This is a genomic window from Parapedobacter pyrenivorans (assembly GCF_014636865.1).
In the GTDB taxonomy this organism is placed as follows: Bacteria; Bacteroidota; Bacteroidia; order Sphingobacteriales; family Sphingobacteriaceae; genus Parapedobacter; species Parapedobacter pyrenivorans.
The window spans coordinates 783952-803603 of sequence record NZ_BMER01000001.1; the positions used below are offsets into that span (position 1 = coordinate 783952).

At 47.5% G+C, this 19652-nt stretch carries 18 protein-coding genes; 7 read left to right on the top strand and 11 right to left on the bottom strand.

The window, feature by feature from the left end; genetic code table 11:
- Window positions 1-165: 165 nt before the first annotated feature.
- From IEV98_RS02945 to IEV98_RS02975, 7 genes are all read left to right on the top strand, one after another.
- Complete coding sequence (locus IEV98_RS02945) at window positions 166-3291, top strand: SusC/RagA family TonB-linked outer membrane protein (protein WP_229738539.1); 3126 nt, start codon at window positions 166-168, stop codon at window positions 3289-3291.
- 18 nt (window positions 3292-3309) lie between these two features.
- Window positions 3310-4824 carry a RagB/SusD family nutrient uptake outer membrane protein gene (locus IEV98_RS02950; RefSeq protein ID WP_188504431.1) on the top strand — a complete coding sequence of 505 codons (1515 nt, stop codon included), beginning with the start codon at window positions 3310-3312 and terminating at the stop codon, window positions 4822-4824.
- 34 nt (window positions 4825-4858) lie between these two features.
- On the top strand, window positions 4859-5791 hold the full coding sequence (locus IEV98_RS02955; protein WP_188504432.1) for a PKD domain-containing protein: 933 nt from the start codon (window positions 4859-4861) through the stop codon (window positions 5789-5791).
- A gap of 62 nt (window positions 5792-5853) precedes the next feature.
- Complete coding sequence (locus tag IEV98_RS02960; protein ID WP_188504433.1) at window positions 5854-6711, top strand: glycoside hydrolase family 16 protein; 858 nt, start codon at window positions 5854-5856, stop codon at window positions 6709-6711.
- Between the two features lie 19 nt (window positions 6712-6730).
- On the top strand, window positions 6731-8149 hold the full coding sequence (locus IEV98_RS02965) for a glycoside hydrolase family 30 protein (protein WP_188504434.1): 1419 nt from the start codon (window positions 6731-6733) through the stop codon (window positions 8147-8149).
- Between the two features lie 13 nt (window positions 8150-8162).
- Window positions 8163-9899 (top strand): cellulase family glycosylhydrolase, encoded by a 1737-nt coding sequence (locus IEV98_RS02970; RefSeq protein WP_188504435.1) that lies wholly within the window; start codon window positions 8163-8165, stop codon window positions 9897-9899.
- 131 nt (window positions 9900-10030) lie between these two features.
- Window positions 10031-10888: an alpha/beta hydrolase gene (locus IEV98_RS02975; protein ID WP_188504436.1), complete on the top strand. Its 858-nt coding sequence runs from the start codon at window positions 10031-10033 to the stop codon at window positions 10886-10888.
- Here IEV98_RS02975 and IEV98_RS02980 read toward each other — a convergent pair.
- From IEV98_RS02980 to rpsK, 11 genes are all read right to left on the bottom strand, one after another.
- Entirely contained in the window at window positions 10878-11198 is a 321-nt protein-coding gene (locus tag IEV98_RS02980; protein WP_188504437.1) for a heavy metal-binding domain-containing protein, read from the bottom strand. The genes IEV98_RS02975 and IEV98_RS02980 overlap by 11 nt on opposite strands.
- 55 nt (window positions 11199-11253) lie before the next feature.
- A complete protein-coding gene (locus IEV98_RS02985) occupies window positions 11254-11688 on the bottom strand; it encodes a PepSY-like domain-containing protein (protein WP_188504438.1) in 435 nt (144 codons plus the stop codon).
- A gap of 91 nt (window positions 11689-11779) precedes the next feature.
- Window positions 11780-12844, bottom strand: a complete 1065-nt coding sequence (locus IEV98_RS02990) for a M20 family metallo-hydrolase (protein WP_188504439.1) — start codon at window positions 12842-12844, stop codon at window positions 11780-11782.
- Window positions 12837-13640: a pyrroline-5-carboxylate reductase gene (gene proC / locus IEV98_RS02995; protein ID WP_188504440.1), complete on the bottom strand. Its 804-nt coding sequence runs from the start codon at window positions 13638-13640 to the stop codon at window positions 12837-12839. Before proC ends, IEV98_RS02990 begins: the two co-directional genes overlap by 8 nt.
- A gap of 73 nt (window positions 13641-13713) precedes the next feature.
- On the bottom strand, window positions 13714-14505 hold the full coding sequence (argB, locus tag IEV98_RS03000) for an acetylglutamate kinase (protein WP_188504441.1): 792 nt from the start codon (window positions 14503-14505) through the stop codon (window positions 13714-13716).
- Between the two features lie 4 nt (window positions 14506-14509).
- Window positions 14510-15481 (bottom strand): Rossmann-fold NAD(P)-binding domain-containing protein, encoded by a 972-nt coding sequence (locus IEV98_RS03005; protein ID WP_188504442.1) that lies wholly within the window; start codon window positions 15479-15481, stop codon window positions 14510-14512.
- A gap of 19 nt (window positions 15482-15500) precedes the next feature.
- On the bottom strand, window positions 15501-16637 hold the full coding sequence (locus IEV98_RS03010) for an aspartate aminotransferase family protein (protein WP_188504443.1): 1137 nt from the start codon (window positions 16635-16637) through the stop codon (window positions 15501-15503).
- A 163-nt stretch (window positions 16638-16800) separates the two neighbouring features.
- On the bottom strand, window positions 16801-17427 hold the full coding sequence (gene rplQ / locus IEV98_RS03015; protein WP_188504444.1) for a 50S ribosomal protein L17: 627 nt from the start codon (window positions 17425-17427) through the stop codon (window positions 16801-16803).
- A 75-nt stretch (window positions 17428-17502) separates the two neighbouring features.
- Complete coding sequence (locus tag IEV98_RS03020) at window positions 17503-18495, bottom strand: DNA-directed RNA polymerase subunit alpha (RefSeq protein ID WP_188504445.1); 993 nt, start codon at window positions 18493-18495, stop codon at window positions 17503-17505.
- Window positions 18496-18580: 85 nt separating this feature from the next.
- Window positions 18581-19189, bottom strand: coding sequence for a 30S ribosomal protein S4 (rpsD, locus tag IEV98_RS03025; RefSeq protein ID WP_188504446.1), 609 nt, complete (start codon window positions 19187-19189; stop codon window positions 18581-18583).
- 67 nt (window positions 19190-19256) lie between these two features.
- A complete protein-coding gene (gene rpsK, locus IEV98_RS03030; protein WP_188504447.1) occupies window positions 19257-19646 on the bottom strand; it encodes a 30S ribosomal protein S11 in 390 nt (129 codons plus the stop codon).
- Between the last annotated feature and the right edge of the window lie 6 nt (window positions 19647-19652).

The following is a 19652-nucleotide window of genomic DNA, read 5'->3' on the forward strand; positions in this document are numbered from 1 at the left end:
ATTTTTGAAAATACCAGCCGTTTCATCGGTATTGTAGGGGTGTTGTAGAACATGGAAAAATCCGAAATCCAAATCTCGTTCCATAGATTTGTCTCATGCTTTTCGCCCTTGATGTGCGAAATGTATTGAACCAATTTTTTTAACCCTATTAATAATTCAGTTATTATGAAAGAAAGAATTCTACATGCATTCATGATGCTGTGTATGTGCTTTTCGTCATCTGCGCTTGCTGCGCAGACCCTTCAGGTGAGGGGTAAAGTTACGGCAGCAGCCGATGGAAGGCCCTTGCCGGGTGTAACCGTTACCGTGCAAGGAACGAGCACCGCGACCAGCACAGACGATGCGGGCAATTATGTGATTACCGTGGCCGAGTCAGGTTCCACATTGGTTTTCCAGCAGTTGGGTATGGCTACGCAAAATATCGTAGTTAGTACAAGTGGCACTGTCGATGTAGCTTTGGAAGATGATCTCAGTACCTTGGAAGAAGTTGTGGTGATTGGCTATGGAACACAAAAGAAAAGTGTGGTTACGGGAGCCATTACCAGCGTAAAGGCTTCGGATATCGAAAACCAAGTTGTGGGCCGGTTGGAGACCGCACTCCAAGGTCGGACCTCAGGCGTAACGATTACCACAAACTCGGGTGCACCGGGTTCCGGTGCGTCCATCTTGGTGAGGGGGATAACAACCACCAATAACAATACACCGCTGTATGTCGTAGACGGTGTAGTAGTAGACGCCGGCGGTATCGACTACCTCAATACATCAGATATCGAATCCTTCGATGTATTAAAAGATGCAGCTTCAGCAGCGATTTACGGCACGCGGGCAGCCGCTGGTGTGATTTTGATCACTACCAAGAAAGGCAAAGCTGGCGATATGGCAATCAGCTACAACGGCTATTACGGTACACAGGCGCCTGCCAAAAAGCTCAACCTCCTCAATGCTACCGAATACGCCACGATCCGCAATGAATCCGCACTCAACGACGGGGGAAACATCGTATTTCCAAACCCATCGTCTCTCGGCGTTGGCACTGATTGGCAAAGCACGATTTTCGACAACAATTCTCCTATTCAAAATCACGAACTGAGCATCAGTGGTGGGACCGAAAAATCCACCTTCTATACGTCATTTGGTTATTTCGGGCAAGAAGGTGTCGTAACGCCGGAAATTTCAAATTACAATCGTTACAATATCCGTATTAACTCGGATCACAAGGTAAAAAGCTGGTTACGCTTGGGCGAAAACCTCGGCTACTCGTATATCAAAAATCAAGGTTCATTGGCAACAAACAGCGAATTCGGTGGGCCCTTGAGTTCTGCGATTAACCTGGACCCCCTTACGCCAGTCGTCATGACCGACGCGGATTTACTAAACCAGCCTCCGTACAGTAACCAGCCGGTTGTGCGTGATGCGAATGGCAATCCATATGGGATATCGCAGAATGTGGCTCAGGAAATGACCAACCCATTGGCTTACTTGGATACAAGGCTTGGGAATTATGGATGGTCGCATAATATTGTGGGCAACGTTTTTGCCGAAATCGAACCAATTAAGGGCTTACGTATCCGCTCGACCGTGGGCGCTAAGCTGGCATGGTGGGGCAATGAAAGCTTCGACGGCATATATTACCTCAACGCGGCCCAAAATCGTTCAACTACCGCTTTCAATAGAGGACGTGAACAAGGCTTCAACTGGAACCTCGAAAACACCATTTCTTATACCAAGCAAATCGACGACCACAACTTTACCGTATTGCTTGGCCAAGGGGCTTATTTTGAAAACCTAACGAGCGGTGTCTTCATTACCTATAACAATATCGCTGCCAGCAATTTTGACGAGGCCACATTTAATCTCTCGGTACCGACAGCAGACCGCATATCAAGTGCTTATGATGGCATTACACACAACGTCTCTTCATTGTTCGGCCGTGTCGTGTATGACTATAAGGAAAAATACTTATTTACTGGAATTATTCGGCAAGATGGCTCGTCGCGTTTCGGTGCCGATCGGAAATATGGTATTTTTCCTTCTGCTTCAGTTGGTTGGGTAGTAACTAATGAAGAATTCTGGGCGCCCAACAATATCGTGAATAACCTGAAAATAAGAGCATCATATGGGGTAGTAGGAAATGACAACATTGGTAACTTCTTATTTGTACCTACCATTGGCATGGGTGGCGGTCGTAATTACATTTTTGGTGTAGACAATATGTTTATTGGCGCCAGTCCCAACGCACCGGCAAACCCTACGCTAGCCTGGGAGGAAACCAGTCAGCTTGATATCGGCTTGGATGCAGCACTATTTCAGAATTGGACATTTACATTCGATTGGTTCGAGAAAAAAACCTCTGGCATCCTTCGCCCTGTTGCAATTCCTGGATACACCGGTTTAGGGACACCGACCGCCAACCTCGCTGACCTGGAGTCTACGGGTGTGGAATTCGAGCTGGGTTACCGAAAGGCATTCGGTGACTTCAACTTGGGTGCAAACGGGAATATTTCATATACAACCAACAACGTCACATACCTCGGAGAAGATATCGCGTTTATCGAGGATGGTGCCGGCGGCATACAGAACTTCGTCCACGGGTTACAACGTACCGCCCCGGGCCAAGCCTATAATTCGTTTTATGGTTATCAAATCCTCGGTATCTTCCAAAACCAGGCTGATATCGATGCCTATGTTGGACCTGAGGGTAACCGAGTACAGCCCAATGCCGTACCGGGAGACTTTAAATGGGCAGATCTGGATGGCAACGGTTCCATCAATGCCGATGATCGGACATTTCTCGGTACCCCCATCCCAACCTTAACGTATGGATTGAGTATCAATGCGTCGTATAAAAATTTCGATTTATTGATTTTCGGCCAAGGCGCAAGTGGAAATAAGATCTTCCAGGGATTAAGGCGCTTGGATATCGGTAACGCCAACTGGCATAACAAAGCACTGGGACGGTGGACAGGCGAAGGCAGTACCAACGAACGCCCACGTGCAACGTTGGCCGATCCGAATCAAAACTATTCGAAACCCTCCGATTTCTACCTTGAAGACGGTTCATACCTGCGGATCAAGACCCTGCAACTGGGCTATACGTTACCCACATCGCTCACTGGGAAAATCGGCCTCCGCAAAATCCGGGCCTATGCAAGCAGCAATAATCTATTCACGTTCACCAAGTATACAGGATACGATCCAGAAGTTGGTGGGGGGTCAGACGTATGGGGGATAGATACCGGCGTCTACCCACAGGCTCGTTCATTCCTGTTTGGCCTTAATTTAACGTTGTAAAATTGAAGCATTGATATTATGAAAAAGACATTTCAGTTATATTTCACGGCTTTGGGCTCAGCAGCATTAATCACTGGCTCATGCTCCAAAGAATTTCTCAATCCGGACCCTAAAGGGACGTTGATGGAGGACACCTATTACAGCAATCCAAATGAAGCGTTTGCTGGCTTGGTTTCGGTATATGATCCTATTGGTTGGCAGACCGCGGTCTCGTACCTGAATTTTGGTGCGTTGAATGCGGCGTCCGATGATCATGTGGCCGGTGGTGGTGGTCCCAATGACATGGAGACTTGGCAGCGGTGGAGCAACTATACACTTAACGAGTCGATAGGACCACAAGAAGATTATTGGGATCGGAACTTCACCGGAGTCTCACGTGCCAATATCTTTATCAAAAAAGTTGAGGAAGGAATCCCCGGCCTTAGTGATGCGCTGAAAGCACGTTACATCGCTGAAGCAAAATTCTTGCGGGGTTACTACTATTTTGATTTGGTAAGACTATTCCGCAACATCCCTTTCTACACCGAGCCGCTGACTACCGACAATATGCGCGAACAGACACAGGTCGCACCTGAAGTGGTGTACGCCCAAATCGAGCAGGACCTTAAAGATGCGATCGCGGCTTTACCGCCTACGGTCCCTACAGCCACTGAAGGGGGCCGGATTACCAAGGGGGCAGCACAGGCATTGTTGGGCAAAGTGTATGTTTACCAGAAAAAATGGAATGATGCCGCAGCGCAGTTCGCGGAAGTGAACGGCACACCGGGGGGCACCAGCCAATATGGCTATAAATTGCTGGATAACTTCGAAGACATTTTTCGGCCAGACAATAAATTCCACTCCGAATCGATACTCGAGATCGTGCATTCGGCGGTTGGGGCGCTTGACTGGGGTGCCTGGGGTCAATTTTATGGCAATGTCGCTACCGTGATGTTCGGTCCGCGAGGTTATAGTGGCCCAAGTTATTACTCCGGTTGGAGTTTTTGTCCCATTACGGAAGAACTATATGACTTGATGCATTATGATCCCCGATTTAAAGCAACAATTGCCGATGTGGATAGTTTAGAGGACGCCGGGCTGGCCCAATATGAAAAGGGCTACATGAATACCGGATATTTTATCCAAAAATTTGCGCCTTTGGTGGAATTTGCAGCTACTACAGGCGTCCGCGAACTAAATTATCCACAGAATTATATCGAGATGCGCCTTGCCGATACCTATCTCATGGAGTCGGAAGCACTTATCGAAAGCGGTCAGGGCGGTGGTGCTGGAACCCGCGCTTACGAACTACTCAACGCTGTGCGTGACCGGGTCGGGCTGCCACCGATAACAGCTACACTGGACAACATCTTTCTCGAACGCCGCAAAGAGCTGGCTACCGAGGGCCACCGTTGGTATGACTTGGTGAGGTCAGGACAGGCTCCGGCTGCACTGGGAGGCAAAGGCTTCGTGGCCGGCAAACATGAAATCCTGCCAATTCCATATAACGAACTGCTGAACACCAAATTAGTCCAGCATGAGGCTTATAAATAAAGTACGGTTTAGTAAGAACATAATCGAAACAACCATGAACAGAAATAGCTATACTCGCCCACTAAAAGTGCTCGTGGGCGGGCTCCTAATAACGATTGTTTCTTTCCACGCGTGCAGGGAAGAAAAGTACAGCTTAGGAAACATCCCAACACCGGATTTTGAGGTTCAGGCAGGTGCGGATGCCAATACGTTGGTATTCGTTAACAGTACCCCCGGCACCTCCATCGCCTACTGGGAAACGAGTACAGGCCAGAAATTCAAAGGTGACAACGTGTCTGCCCGATTCACTTTTGAGGGGGAGTATAATGTAACCTTAACAGCCGTCACGCCGGGCGGCACCGCTACCATCACCAAACAGGTATCCATCTCGCAGAGTGATCCGACAGCCTGCAACCCTGACCGTGCCTTGGGCTTTATTGCGGGATGCACGGAAAAAGTGTGGCGCTATAATCCGGAAGCAGGCACGTTCAAGGTCGGCGACGCCGGCCCTGACGCTGGCAATTGGTGGAGTAGTACAGACGGTGATGTAACCGGACGCGCCTGTGAATTCAATGACGAGTTCACTTTCCAATTCAATGCTGAGGGAACGTTTATCTACGATAATAAGGGCGACTTCTTTGCCGATGGATACCTGGGGACAAAAACGACGGGCTGCGAACCCGCTAGCAACTTGTCTGGCGACCAAACACTGTGGAATTCGGGGACATTTAATTTCTCTGTCATCGAAGGAGCAGGCGTAAATAGTCTGGGACAACTGGTACTGACCGGCAAAGGCGCCCATATCGGCATCAAGAAAGCGCATAACGGTGGCGAAACGCCGACGGGTCCCGTCGGCAATTCCGTAACCTATGACATCCTGGCGATGGAGCAAAATGTAGGTGGCAAAGGGTATGACATACTGAAACTCGGAGTTAATATCGGTGGTTCAGGTTGGTGGACATTCACGTTACGCGCTGCTGCTAATTAAGTGAATCCCTGCAAGTCGATACCCTTTGTATCGGCTTGCTTTGAGTTTTTTAAACACGTTGCATGAACAATTATCGCATGACAAACCTATTTTTAATGCTGCTATTACTGCTTGCTTGCGGCAAAGAATCACGAACGCCAAATATCCCCGATCCCGAACCCCCGCAACCTAAGGAATATACGTTTACAAGCGTTCCAACATGGGCAGACGAGTTTGATTATGAAGGGCTTCCCGATGATGACAGATGGGGCTATGATGTAGATCCACAAAACAACGGTTGGGGCAACAACGAGCTGCAATACTATACCGAAAAGCGGCTTGAAAATGCGCGTGTCGCCAACGGCGTACTGACCATCACCGCCATCAAGGAAGAACATGGCGGACTTGGTTATACGTCGGCTAGGCTCGTAAGCCGCGGCAAAGCTGACTTCCTGTACGGCCGGTTCGAAGTACGGGCAAAAGTGCCCCCGGGCCGCGGCACTTGGCCTGCGGTGTGGATGCTGCCGACCGACTGGGCCTATGGCGGCTGGCCTGCATCCGGTGAAATCGACATTTTAGAGCATGTAGGACATGATCAGGACGTCGTGCACATCAGTGTACACACAGAGGCATATAATCATGTCGCCGGGACCCAGAAAACCGCAACCAAGAAAATCCAAAATGCGACCACCGATTTCCATCGCTACCGTGTGGACTGGACGCCCGATTACATCCGGGGGTATGTGGATGATGTCCAGCTCTTCAGCTTCTCGAATGAAGGGACGGGATTCAAAGCATGGCCTTTCGACAAGAAATTCCATTGGCTCATCAATATTGCGGTGGGTGGCAATTGGGGTGGTCAGCAAGGGGTCGATGAAGAAGCATTTCCCGCTAGCATGGAAGTCGATTATGTCCGGGTGTATGGCCTGATTGAGAATTAATCATGATTAACCGGTTCATATGATTTCTAAAATCTTGAAAAAACTCAGCATTGGCCTATTTGTAGCAACAATACTACTGCCGTTAGCTTGTAATTCACCCCAATCGTCAGTTGTGGAATGGTGGCTTACCAATACGCACGATGGCTCGGCATTGTTCGAAAAGCAAACCGCGATCTCATTAGGTAAATACACGGAAGGCGATTTACCCGTTATTGAGATCGACAGTAGTCATCATTATCAAACGATTGATGGATTTGGCTTCTCGCTCACTGGTGGAAGTGCGCAACATCTTATTAGGATGTCAACCGATGTACGAACTGCGCTGCTCCGCGAACTTTTTGCCACTGATGCCAATAATATCGGCATCAGTTACCTGCGAGTGAGTATCGGTGCGTCCGACCTGAATGCCTATCCTTTTTCTTATAACGACCTGCCCGATGGCGAAACGGATCCCGGCATGGAGAAGTTCGATCTCGGCCCCGATCGCGAGGATGTGATCCCAATTTTGAAGGAAATTCTTTCCATCAATCCCAACTTGCTTATCATGGGCTCTCCATGGTCACCTCCAAAATGGATGAAGACCAACCACGATACCCGTGGTGGCAGTCTTAAGCCGGAGTATTACCCTGCCTATGCCAAGTACTTCGTCAAGTATATCCAACAAATGCAGGCCGAAGGTATCCGAATCGACGCCATTACCGTGCAAAACGAACCCCTTCATCCTGGAAATAATCCCAGTCTGCTAATGCTTGCTGAAGAAATGGGTGAATTTGTAAAAAACCACCTCGGTCCCGCATTTGAGCAGGCAAGCATCGCTACCAAAATCATCGTGTATGACCACAACTGCGACAGACCCGATTATCCCATCAGCATATTGGATGATCCCGAAACCAGGAAATACGTCAGTGGTTCCGCGTTCCACCTGTACGGTGGTACCATCGACGCACTCTCGACCGTACATGAAAAGCATCCCGACAAGGAACTGCATTTCACTGAGCAATGGATGGGTGCGCCGGGTGACCTTTCAAAGGACATGCCCAATCACATCAAGCAACTTACCATCGGAGCCACCCGCAATTGGAGCCGTACGGTGTTGGAATGGAACCTGGCCAATGGCCCAGATCACAAACCCCATACAGATCGTGGTGGCTGTGACCGCTGCTTGGGGGGGATAACCATCGACGGCGACCGTATAACCCGCAATCCAGCCTATTATGTCGTAGCCCATTCGGCGAAATTCGTCCGTCCCGGATCGGTTCGTATTGCCTCCAATGAATTGGCCGGTCTCCCCAACGTGGCGTTCCACACCCCGGCGGGTAAGACTGTACTGATTGTACTGAATGAAAGTGATTCAACACAAATATTCCGTGTAAGAAACAATGAACAGCAATTTACCTCAACGCTCCAGCGTGGTGCCGTAGCGACCTTTATCCTTTAACAACGTATTCACCATGAGAACTGTACTTTTCCTTTTTCTAAACGCCCTATTAGTTGCTTCATGCAATGCACCCAAGAAAAATTTCCTTCGTGCCCAAGGCCATCATATCGTCAACGGAGCGGGTGATACCATCATTCTCCGTGGAATGGGTCTCGGCGGTTGGATGCTACAAGAAGGATATATGTTTCGGTTGGGGTTCATCGGACAGCAATACCGTATACGTGAAAGCATCGAGGACATCATCAGTACGGAAGAAACCGAAAGGTTCTATCAGCAATGGCTGGCAAATCACACGCGGAAAGTAGACATCGATTCCATGGCAGCATGGGGATTCAACTCCATACGACTGCCCATGCACTATAACCTGTACACGTTATCTGTGGAAGACGAGCCCGTAGGAAGTGAAAACACCTGGTTGGAAAAGGGCTTTGCCCTGACCGACAGCTTGCTTGCCTGGTGTAAAGCCAATCGCGTATATCTCATCCTCGATCTTCACGCCGCTCCCGGCGGACAGGGTAACGATCTCAACATTTCCGACCGCAACCCCGACAAACCTTCGTTTTGGGAAAGCAGGGCTAACCAAGAAAAAACGATCGCGCTTTGGCGCAGACTGGCCGAGCGCTATGCCGATGAAGAATGGATCGGTGGCTATGATGTACTCAATGAAACCAACTGGGGCTTTGAGGATACGGCCGACTTCCGCGGCACGGAAGAACAATCCAATGCACCATTGCGGCAATTCCTTGTAGATGTTACCCGCGCCATCCGTGAGGTGGACGCCAACCACATTATCTTCTTGGAGGGCAACGGCTTCGCCAACAACTACAATGGCATCTTTCCAAAATGGGATGACAACCTGGTGTTGAGCTTTCACAAATACGGTAACCCTAATGTCCAAGAGGCTATCCAACGCTTTCTTGACCTACGCGAAGAACATGATATCCCGCTTTGGCTGGGCGAATCTGGCGAAAATTCCAATACATGGTTTACCGAGGCCATTGCGTTATGTGAAACCAATGGCATAGGCTGGGCTTGGTGGCAAAACAAAAAAATGGGCATCAACCAGCCCCTCGAAATCAAACAACCGGAAGGATATGAACGTTTGTTGGATTATTGGTCGGGAAAAGGTGAAAAACCCTCCCCCGAAGAGGCGTTGAGCATATTAAACGAATGGTTGGAAAATCTCAAACTGGAAAACAATACGTTTCACCAAGACGTAGTAGATGCGATGTTCCGACAAATCTACTCATATGAGGCGCTTCCTTTCAGCAAAAATGCAGTGGAGAACGGTACCATCTTACCAGCCGTCAATTTCGATCTCGGCCGACAACGGGTGGCTTACTACGATACCGATACAGCTAGCTACCACTATACGCCCGGTTTGAACACACAGGGCAACCGTGGCCGCAGCTATCGAAATGATGGGGTAGATATCCGACCGGATTCATTAGGCCATCACATTTTCCATATTGAAGATGGCGAATGGCTGCAATATTCCGTAACCGTAACAGATGAGGGCATCACAGGTTTACAGTTACAAGTTGCCAGTGAAATTGAGACCGGGCGCATTAACGTGAGCATCGATGGTCAAACATTGGCACAACCCATCACCATTCCGACGACTGGAGATGAGGAAGAATGGGTGCTTGTACCCATCGAGATTCCGGAACTGACCAAGGGCAAAAATGTGATACGCATTAAAGCAGAAACTGGTGGCTTCAATCTCAAATCCATTGCATTTGGGCTATAGTGCCCAAATGCATCGTTTCGTAGGTCAGCTGAAAAGTTGTTGTTAAAAAATGTAAAAGTTGTTAAAAACGTTAAATCCTTACATGGCTGTTGGTTAGGCGATTATTTTTGGCCTTACATAATCAATAAATCATGAAAAGCATTTTGGCGTTTTTAACACTTATCCTATCTTCACTTATGGGCACCGCCCAACTTAACCACACCTCAAATTACAGCGAAATAGAAACCATAGATTTTTATTCCGAGGCCGTGGGTGATACATTTACCGTAAGTGTACAGCTACCCAAGGAATATGAAACCAGAGCGGAGACGCATTATCCCATAACACTGGTGATAGACGGTGATTTTTACTTTCCCACTTTGGCGCCGCTCTTGCGTCAATATGAAATAACAGGACTTTTACCCCCGATGATCTTGGTGGGCATAGGTTATGGCGACTTTCAAAAGATGGACTCACTGCGGGTACGCGATTTTCTCTATCCCAAGCCGTTGGAATCCGATGAAATGGTGGCACCAGGTGGTGGACTGAATTTCTATCGCTTTATAACCCACGAATTACTACCCCGTCTGGAAACCACGCTCCGCGTAGATACGGCTCAACGAACACTAATGGGGCATTCCCTTGGTGGCTACTTCTCCCTATTTGCATTGCTTCAGCAAATAGAGGAAGAACGGGTCACCTTTTCCAATGTAATCGCAGCCAGCCCCACATTGTGGTACCACGATTTTTTTCTCAATCAACTGCCGGAAAAAATCGCCTCAAGCGATCCGAAAGCTATGCTGGATATTGTGATTACGGCTGGCAGCCTTGAAAACAGCGAATGGACACTTAATCCCATACATAAGCTGACGGTCTCTTTCAAAAACCAGAATATCCCTCACCTTCACGTAGACGCCATCATATACAATTATCTAGACCATATGGATACGGGCCAATTAAGTTTTATCAAAGGGTTGCAGCGATTTTATAATTCGCCATCTACTCAATGACCACTGCTGTACCACTAGCCGTTACCATAAGCATGCTGCCCCCACTGCCAACGGTTTCATAATCGAGGTCAACACCTACCACCGCATTCGCTCCCATGGTGGCAGCATACTGTTGCATTTCATAAACGGCCGTCTCTTTGGCTTCGCGAAGCACTTTTTCATATGAGCCCGATCGGCCACCTACGATATCACGTATTCCCGCGAAGATATCCCTGAAGAAATTGGCTCCGATAATGGTCTCACCGCTGACCAAGCCAATATACCGTACAATCTTCTTTCCTTCTACCTGTGGTGTTGTTGTAATAAGCATAACAATCTCTTTTCCATTTGGACGCCTGGAGAAAGAGAAAGTTACGCGTCGATCATCAGTCTATCCGAAGGAAATTGCCGTTCTTATCAAACTTCAAATCCATACCATTGGAGAGTTTCACTTCCTGGCCACGGTCGTCCAGCTCCCAGTCGAGAATAAAAAAATCAGGATAATTGGCAACGACATACGCCAAGATCTTCTCAGGCACCACACTATCCGGTAATTTACTGGAACCCTCGACACCGAGTATTTTACCTTTTTTGTCAAAATCAAGGTTAAACCCTTCGCTGAGGTACACATCATAACTGGTTTTCAAATCGTCACGCTCTTTTACAACTTGAAGGACTTCTTGATCGGGGAAATGTTGGGTGATGTAAGTCTGTGCATCCTTTGGTAGGCCATCGGCAGAAACGACACTTTCTTTATCGCACGCTGTAAATGTTACTAAAACTACACCTACTACGATCATTAAACGAATTGCTTTTTTCATGATTATACTATTTTTTTGTTCTTGATTTCATACCAAGACAACCCAAAGGCAACTTACCCTTACTCACACCATGAAAAAAATTCCCTTAATGCTACTTTCTTACCACACGGTCGAGGATAGCGATATACAGGCGGATTCCCTCAGCTATTTCATCGACATGGATAAATTCATCGGCCATGTGTGAGCGGGCGGAATCACCTGGTCCAAGCTTTAACGACGGGATATCGAGTAGCGCCTGATCACTGGTAGTGGGCGATCCATACGTAGTACGCCCAAGTGCAAGGCCGGCTTGTACTACCGGGTGGTCTTTAGGTATCGAAGAAGGTTTAAGCCGCATGGACCTCGGCTTTACTTCACAACTTACATGTTGGCGGATGATATCAAGAACTTCCTCATTTCGGTATGCATCCGTTACCCGGATATCCACAACGAACTCGCAGGTCGCAGGCACCACATTGTGTTGCGATCCGGCTTGGATAACCGTTACACTCATCTTGACGGTGCCAAACTCATCAGATTCTTTAGGAAAACGATAGCTGATGAACCATTCGATATCCTTAAGTGCTTTGTAAATGGCATTATCTCCCTCCTCGCGGGCTGCATGCCCCGCTTTACCATGGGCTATGCAGTCCAATACCATCAGTCCGCGTTCGGCAACGGCCAATTGCATGAGCGTCGGCTCTCCCACAATGGCAAAATCTAACGGGCCCAAATCGGGAATGACCAGTTCCAATCCGTTGATTCCAGAGATTTCTTCCTCTGCTGTAGCCGCGATGCATAAATTATAGGTGAGCCCTTCCTGTGAATAGAAATATAAAAAAGTGGCTATTAAGGACACTAAACACCCACCTGCATCATTACTGCCTAGTCCATACAATTTGCTGTCGGTGATGTCGGGCGAAAAGGGATTACGGGTATAGCCAGTATTGGGCTTTACAGTGTCGTGATGGGAATTGAGCAGAATGGTAGGCTTTTTTGAATCAAAAAACTTATTAAACGCCCACACATTATTCACCTTTCGGTAGGTACGGACGCTTCGTTGCTGCAAAAATCGCTCAATCGTATCTCCGGTCTGGCTTTCCTCCCTACTGAAAGAAGGAATACGGATGAGGTCACGCAACAGGTCCGTACTATCCTGTATGAGCTTCTCAATCATTATAAAGTCCTCCTGCTTTGCGCGCAGACAACTTGATCCCTTTGATAAAGGCCGAACTGAACCCGTTATGTTCCATTTCATTCAATCCCGCAATAGTACAGCCTTTAGGTGATGTCACCTTGTCTATCTCACCTTCGGGATGGCTTTGGGTTTGCAGTAAGAGGTCAGCGGCGCCCTTGGCCGTTTGTATCGCCATTTTTAACGCATCATGTGCATGGAACCCAATTTCCACGCCGCCCTGAGATGCCGCGCGAATACTGCGTAGAAAAAAAGCGATGCCGCAAGCACACAGTGCCGTTGCTGCCGTCATCAGGTCCTCGTTTATCGTGACCACCGCCCCAACCGTCTCAAACAACTGTGTCACCCGCTCAAATTGCTCATCGGATGCATTATCAGATGCGATACACGTCATGGATTGACCAATGGCGATAGCGGTATTGGGCATGGCGCGGATAACCTGGATATCATTGCCCAGCTTATCTCGAACATCTGCACAGGTAACGCCAGACACCACTGATACCACAAGTTGCTTTTCTGGCGATACCGTAGGGGCAATCTCTTCCAATACACTTTTCAGTTGTTGAGGTAAAACGGCTAGAACAATAACATTTGCATCATAAATAGCCACATTATTATTGTCGCTTACCTTGAATCCTGCGGCCGCTTCTTCACTTAGCAGCTTGAGATTCCTCCGTGTTAACGTAATGTCTTCTGCTTGGCAATAAGCCTTATTTACCAATCCTTTGGCCAAAGACAGGCCAATGTTACCGCTTCCGATGATGGTTATCTTATTCATTTCTTCTGTCCTAAGTTGTAATTCGCAAGTAAATACTTACGGCTATTGTTTAGTGTCTGCGATCCTTGCCCGGTCATCTAATCATCCGTGTACCAAACTGCTGGTCGCGCAGCAAATGCAGGTCATCCGCATGGCCGATACACACCTCGTCCACGCCCTTCGCTATCGCATCAAACGCATTATGTAATTTCGGAACCATGCCGTCGGCAACAATACCCGAGGCCTTCAAATCTTCAAACTCCCCGGCACGTATTTCAGCTATCGCCGAGTATTCGTCATTAACATCCCGGAGTACTCCGCGCTTTTCAAAACAATACACCAATGACGTCCTGTATCGCGAGGAAAGTGCAACTGCCACGGCCGACGCGATCGTATCAGCGTTCGTATTCAGTAGCTGTCCATGTCCGTCATGGGTGATTGCGGAGAAAACAGGAACAAAACCAATATCCAATAATGCTGCGATGGCGTCCGCATCGACCGATCCCGGAAGTATATCCCCGACAAAACCATAGTCGATTTCATTTACCGGTCGTTTCACCACTCGAATACTATTGCCGTCCGCACCGCTAAGCCCGATTGCATTGCATCCATATGCCTGTAAGCCGGCTACGACCTGCTTATTGGTCAGGCCAGCATACACCATGGTCACTATACGGAGCATGGGTTCATCCGTGATACGGCGTCCCGCAACCAGTTTGGCCTCGATACCTAGATCGGCAGCCATGCGTGTTGCGATTTTCCCGCCGCCGTGTACCAGAATCTTATCTCCCCGCAGGCTGGCAAAGCGCTCCAAAAAGCGATTCAGCCCTTCGGGATGGTCGATAATATTGCCCCCGATCTTGATGACAAACAATCTTTTCGACATCTCGTTATCGCTTGTTTAATTGTTCGAGCATTCGCTTCAATACCGCCTGTGCGGCCCATACCCGATTGCTCGCCTCCTGAATGACTAACGAATTTGGCCCATCCAGCACCTCACTTGCCAATTCAACGTCACGGCGAACAGGCAGGCAATGCATTACCTTTGCTTGATTTGTCAATGCCAGTTTGCCGTTATCGAGCATCCATTTTTCAGATACGGGATGAATCTTGCCATAATCCTCATATGACGACCAGTTTTTCACATATACAAAATCGGCGCCCTGTAGCGCATCCTCCAACGTGTTTGTAACTGTCGCACCTGGTGTGAACGCTTCAGATAACGCATAACCCTGAGGATAAGCTATGGTAAAATCGACGATGCCCTCCATTTGAGCCTTACACATCCATTCCGAGAACGAGTTGGGTACCGCCTGCGGCAAGGCTTTTACATGGGGCCCCCATGCCATGACCACCTTAGGCTTTCTATCTTGTTGCCAATGTTCCCGGATGGTTATCAGATCGGTAAGACTCTGGAGTGGGTGGCGGGTCGCACTCTCCAGACTCACCACGGGCACACCGCAAAAGCTGATAAATTTTTTGAATAAGCCTTCACTGTAATCCTCTTCACGATCCTGTAATTTGGGGAATGACCGAATCCCCAGCACATCGCAATATTGACCCATCACCGCCGCAGCCTCCCTAATATGCTCCACCGTCTTACCATCCATCGCTACTCCATCTCTTGTCTCCAGCGCCCAGCCATCTTTGTCCATATTCATGACCATTACGTCCATACCTAATTGGATAGCCGCTTTCTGCGTACTTAGACGTGTGCGCAAACTTGGATTCAGGAAAACCAAACCCAGGGTTTTCCGCTTGCCCAAGTCTTCAAACGCAAAAGGGTCTTTTTTCAACCTCAATGCTTCCTCCACGATACCGCGCAAGTCGTCTACATCCGCGACCGAAAAAAATTGCTTCATGAGTTTATTATCTAAAATCCTATATGCTTTTCAACCGTTCGTCTAATGCTTCCAGAAAGCGATCTGCATGGGCCTGCGTCAAATTCAACGCCGGCAACAACCGAATGACATTCGGTTTGGCCTCGCCTGTGAAGATACGGTTTTTGTCCAATAGATCCTTCTTTACCATCGATAGTTCTTCGGGTAGGTCTATCCCGATCATCAAACCTTCACCCCTAACCTCTGAAACTTTATCCATCTTATTCAGCTCATCAATTAAATACGTACCCATGTTAGCCGCATTTTCAATGAGATTATCCTTCTCAATCACTTCCAATACAGCCAATGCGGCCGCACAAGCTAAATGATTTCCACCGAACGTCGTACCCAACATGCCTATCCAAGGTTTGATTTTAGGCGAAATAGCAATACCACCTATCGGGAATCCGTTACCCATGCCTTTCGCCATGCTATAGATATCTGCTTCTATCCCTGCTAAGTCATGAGAATAAAAAGAGCCCGAACGACCGTATCCGCATTGCACCGAATCGGCAATGAAGATGGCATCATATTGCGAGGTAAGATTCCGTATTTGCTTCAGAAATTCATAAGAAGCTACTTTGATGCCCCCCACCCCTTGAATTCCTTCTACGATAACGGAAGAAATCTCATCTCCATAGGCCGCGAATGCGTGCTCTAGCGCTTCAGTATCATTAAAAGGCAAAAATATCACGTTATCGGTTTCGTTCACAGGGGCTACAATTTTGGCATTGTGTGTGGCGGCAACCGCCAGCGAAGTACGTCCGTGAAAAGCACCAGTAAAGGCAATGATCTTTTTCCTGTTATTATAGAAAGACGCTAATTTCAATGCATTTTCGTTCGCCTCAGCCCCCGAATTGCATAAAAATAACTGAAAACCAAACTTTCCGGATACATTGCCAAGCAATTCTGCCAACTGTACCTGTACCGGAATTTCAACCGAATTGGAATAAAACCCTATTTTGTGTAGTTGGTCGGTAATTCGTTTGACATAGTGCGGATGTGTGTGACCGATGGAAATAACCGCATGCCCTCCATACATATCCAAATACTCATTACCATTGTTGTCCCAAACGATAGAGCCCTCGCCACGTGCGATTTCCACGGGATTAATGGCGTAAACATCAAATAGTTTCATTTTTTTACTGAATAGCTCCTGCGATTTCCTTGATAGAGGGACAGGATTGTTAATGGAGTAAATCATCTTTCACAAAGATATAAACTTGAATTGAATTGGATAAAAACAAAAAAAACCGGCTTTGAGTAAGCCGGTTTCCAATACCTTATCAACGTTAAAAAACTCAGTCTTTCTTTTCTTTTTCGCCTTCTTCTTGGCCATCTTCTTCTTGAGTTTCTACTTCGTCAGCTACCGGAGCGGCTTCTGCTTCGGCTACCGCTTCTTCTACTGCTGTCTCTTCTACAACTGGTTCTTCCGCTGCTGGTGTCTTCTCGTCGATCACAGCTTCCGTTGTTTCGTCAGCAGCAGGGGCTGCAGCACCTGCGTTCTTCTTACCACCACGTCGTCGTGTAGATTTGCGTTCCGTAGCAACGCCGTCCTTCTTGTACACCTCATTATAGTCCACCAATTCGATGAAAGCCATCTCGGCATTGTCACCCATACGGTTTTCTAGCTTAATAATGCGGGTATATCCCCCGGGGCGGTTGGCTACCTTCTCGGAAATCTCACGAAAAAGTATCGTTACGGCTTCCTTATCTTGTAGGTAGCTGAACGCAGTACGGCGAGAGTGCGTCGTGTCATTCTTAGATTTGGTAATCAACGGCTCGACATATTGACGCAACGCCTTGGCCTTAGCCAATGTGGTGGTAATGCGTTTGTGCTTGATCAGCGAAGTAGCCATATTAGACAACATCGCCTTACGATGACTTGCTGTGCGGCCTAAGTGATTGAATTTTTTTCCGTGTCTCATTTTAATGTTAATTTGTGCATACCGTCCCCGATAACTATCGGGGGGAATTATGCAACAGGTCGCTAATTATTCTCTTTATTCCTCGTCCAGTTTGTATTTGGCTAGATTCATACCAAATGACAAACCCTTCGATTTAACCAATTCCTGGATTTCGCTTAAGGACTTCTTACCAAAGTTCCTGAATTTCAACATGTCTGCCACATCATACGTCACCAACTCAGCGAGCGTACGGATATCAGCTGCTTTCAAGCAATTCAGTGCACGTACTGACAGATCCAAGTCAACCAATTCGGTTTTCAAAATCTTGCGCATGTGCAGGATTTCTTCATCCACCACTTTCGTCTCTTCCTTGGCTTGGGATTCCAACAACATGTTTTCATCCGAGAACAGCATAAAATGCTGAATCAAGATTTTTGCGGCTTCCTTTAGTGCATCTTCCGGATGAATGGAGCCATCGGTAGATATATCCAACAACAGCTTTTCGTAGTCGGTCTTTTGCTCTACCCGATAGTTCTCGATGGTATATTTTACGTTCTTAATCGGGGTAAATATAGAATCTACAGCAATCAAGCCCACCGGTCCGTCAGTAACCTTATTCTCCTCTGCGTTAATATACCCACGGCCTTTGGCCACATTGAGCTCCAGTTCCAACGTTACAGAGCTTTCCATATTGCAGATTACCATATCGGGATTCAACACGGTAAAGTTGTTGGAAAAATTGGTGATGTCGCCGGCAGTCAATTGATCCTGGCCGTTAATGACCATAAAAATCTTCTCAGAATCACCCATCTCACCCGTTTTCTTAAAACGCACCTGCTTGAGATTCAAGATGATTTCAGTGACATCCTCTACAACACCCTTAATGGTGGAAAACTCATGCGATACACCTGAGAAGCGAACCGACGTAATTGCATATCCTTCCAGCGAGGACAATAGAATACGGCGTAAAGCATTACCGATGGTCACACCGAAACCAGGCTCCAATGGTCGAAATTCAAACGTGCCATCGAAATCCGTCGATTTCTGCATGATAACTTTATCAGGTCTTTGAAATGCTAAGATTGCCATTTACTTATTCTTAAGATTGTTTACAAAAATTGCTATACAACAAGAACAGCATATACCAATCGGCCATGCTCTTCCTGCGCGTTACTTATTTGGAGTACAACTCTACAATTAAGTTTTCCTTGATATTCTCAGGAATTTCGGTACGTTCCGGGTAGTTAAGGAATTTACCGGTCAAACTGTTTGCGTCCCATTCCAGCCAGCTGAATTTGTTGATTTTGTGTCCAGCCACCGTAGTGGTAACGGCTTCTAGTGATTTCGAGCGCTCCCGTACAGCTACGGTATCGCCAGGGCGGAGGCTATAAGATGGAATATTTACCACTTCGCCATTCACCATGATATGTTTATGTCCCACTAATTGACGAGCGGCTGAACGCGTAGGCGCAATCCCCAAACGATAAACGGTGTTATCCAATCGGGCCTCCAACAATTTGAGGAAAACCTCGCCCGTAATGCCTTGCTTGGAAGACGCCTTTGCAAATAGGTTAGCAAACTGGCGCTCCAACACACCGTAAGTATATTTTGCCTTTTGCTTCTCAAGCAGCTGAACCGCATACTCCGACTGCTTGCCCCGGCGTTTTGAAACCCCATGCTGTCCGGGAGGGTAGTTCTTACGTTCTAATGCTTTGTCAGGTCCAAAAATAGGTTCCCTGAATTTACGTGCAATTTTGGACTTAGGTCCTGTATATCTCGCCATATATTGATTGGTTTTAAAGTATCTTTCGGCCTATAGCCGAAGAATCTTAGCTTTAAAAATTTGTGTATTATACTCTTCTACGTTTCGGAGGGCGGCATCCGTTGTGAGGCAACGGCGTAATGTCCCTGATCGCGGTCACTTCAATCCCCGAATTCTGTAAGGTACGGATTGCCGACTCGCGCCCTGCACCGGGTCCCTTCACGAATACTTCCACCTTCCGCAATCCCAAATCGTGGGCTACTTTGCCACAATCCGATGCCGCTTGTGAAGCAGCGTATGGTGTATTCTTCTTAGAACCCCGGAAACCCATTTTTCCTGCACTCGACCAAGAAATGGCCTGTCCTTGGTTGTTTGTAAGCGTAATGATAATATTGTTAAAGGTAGCGTTAATATGTGCCTGACCAACTGGCTCAATGGTAACAACACGCTTTTTGCTTACTTTCTTACTTTTAGCCATTATATT

Coding starts and splice junctions, on each gene's coding strand:
- IEV98_RS02945 (WP_229738539.1), top strand. CDS start 166: ATGAAAGAAAGAATTCTACATGCATTCATGATGCTGTGTATGTGCTTT.
- IEV98_RS02950 (WP_188504431.1), top strand. CDS start 3,310: ATGAAAAAGACATTTCAGTTATATTTCACGGCTTTGGGCTCAGCAGCA.
- IEV98_RS02955 (WP_188504432.1), top strand. CDS start 4,859: ATGAACAGAAATAGCTATACTCGCCCACTAAAAGTGCTCGTGGGCGGG.
- IEV98_RS02960 (WP_188504433.1), top strand. CDS start 5,854: ATGAACAATTATCGCATGACAAACCTATTTTTAATGCTGCTATTACTG.
- IEV98_RS02965 (WP_188504434.1), top strand. CDS start 6,731: ATGATTTCTAAAATCTTGAAAAAACTCAGCATTGGCCTATTTGTAGCA.
- IEV98_RS02970 (WP_188504435.1), top strand. CDS start 8,163: ATGAGAACTGTACTTTTCCTTTTTCTAAACGCCCTATTAGTTGCTTCA.
- IEV98_RS02975 (WP_188504436.1), top strand. CDS start 10,031: ATGAAAAGCATTTTGGCGTTTTTAACACTTATCCTATCTTCACTTATG.
- IEV98_RS02980 (WP_188504437.1), bottom strand. CDS start 11,198: ATGCTTATTACAACAACACCACAGGTAGAAGGAAAGAAGATTGTACGG.
- IEV98_RS02985 (WP_188504438.1), bottom strand. CDS start 11,688: ATGAAAAAAGCAATTCGTTTAATGATCGTAGTAGGTGTAGTTTTAGTA.
- IEV98_RS02990 (WP_188504439.1), bottom strand. CDS start 12,844: ATGATTGAGAAGCTCATACAGGATAGTACGGACCTGTTGCGTGACCTC.
- proC (WP_188504440.1), bottom strand. CDS start 13,640: ATGAATAAGATAACCATCATCGGAAGCGGTAACATTGGCCTGTCTTTG.
- argB (WP_188504441.1), bottom strand. CDS start 14,505: ATGTCGAAAAGATTGTTTGTCATCAAGATCGGGGGCAATATTATCGAC.
- IEV98_RS03005 (WP_188504442.1), bottom strand. CDS start 15,481: ATGAAGCAATTTTTTTCGGTCGCGGATGTAGACGACTTGCGCGGTATC.
- IEV98_RS03010 (WP_188504443.1), bottom strand. CDS start 16,637: ATGAAACTATTTGATGTTTACGCCATTAATCCCGTGGAAATCGCACGT.
- rplQ (WP_188504444.1), bottom strand. CDS start 17,427: ATGAGACACGGAAAAAAATTCAATCACTTAGGCCGCACAGCAAGTCAT.
- IEV98_RS03020 (WP_188504445.1), bottom strand. CDS start 18,495: ATGGCAATCTTAGCATTTCAAAGACCTGATAAAGTTATCATGCAGAAA.
- rpsD (WP_188504446.1), bottom strand. CDS start 19,189: ATGGCGAGATATACAGGACCTAAGTCCAAAATTGCACGTAAATTCAGG.
- rpsK (WP_188504447.1), bottom strand. CDS start 19,646: ATGGCTAAAAGTAAGAAAGTAAGCAAAAAGCGTGTTGTTACCATTGAG.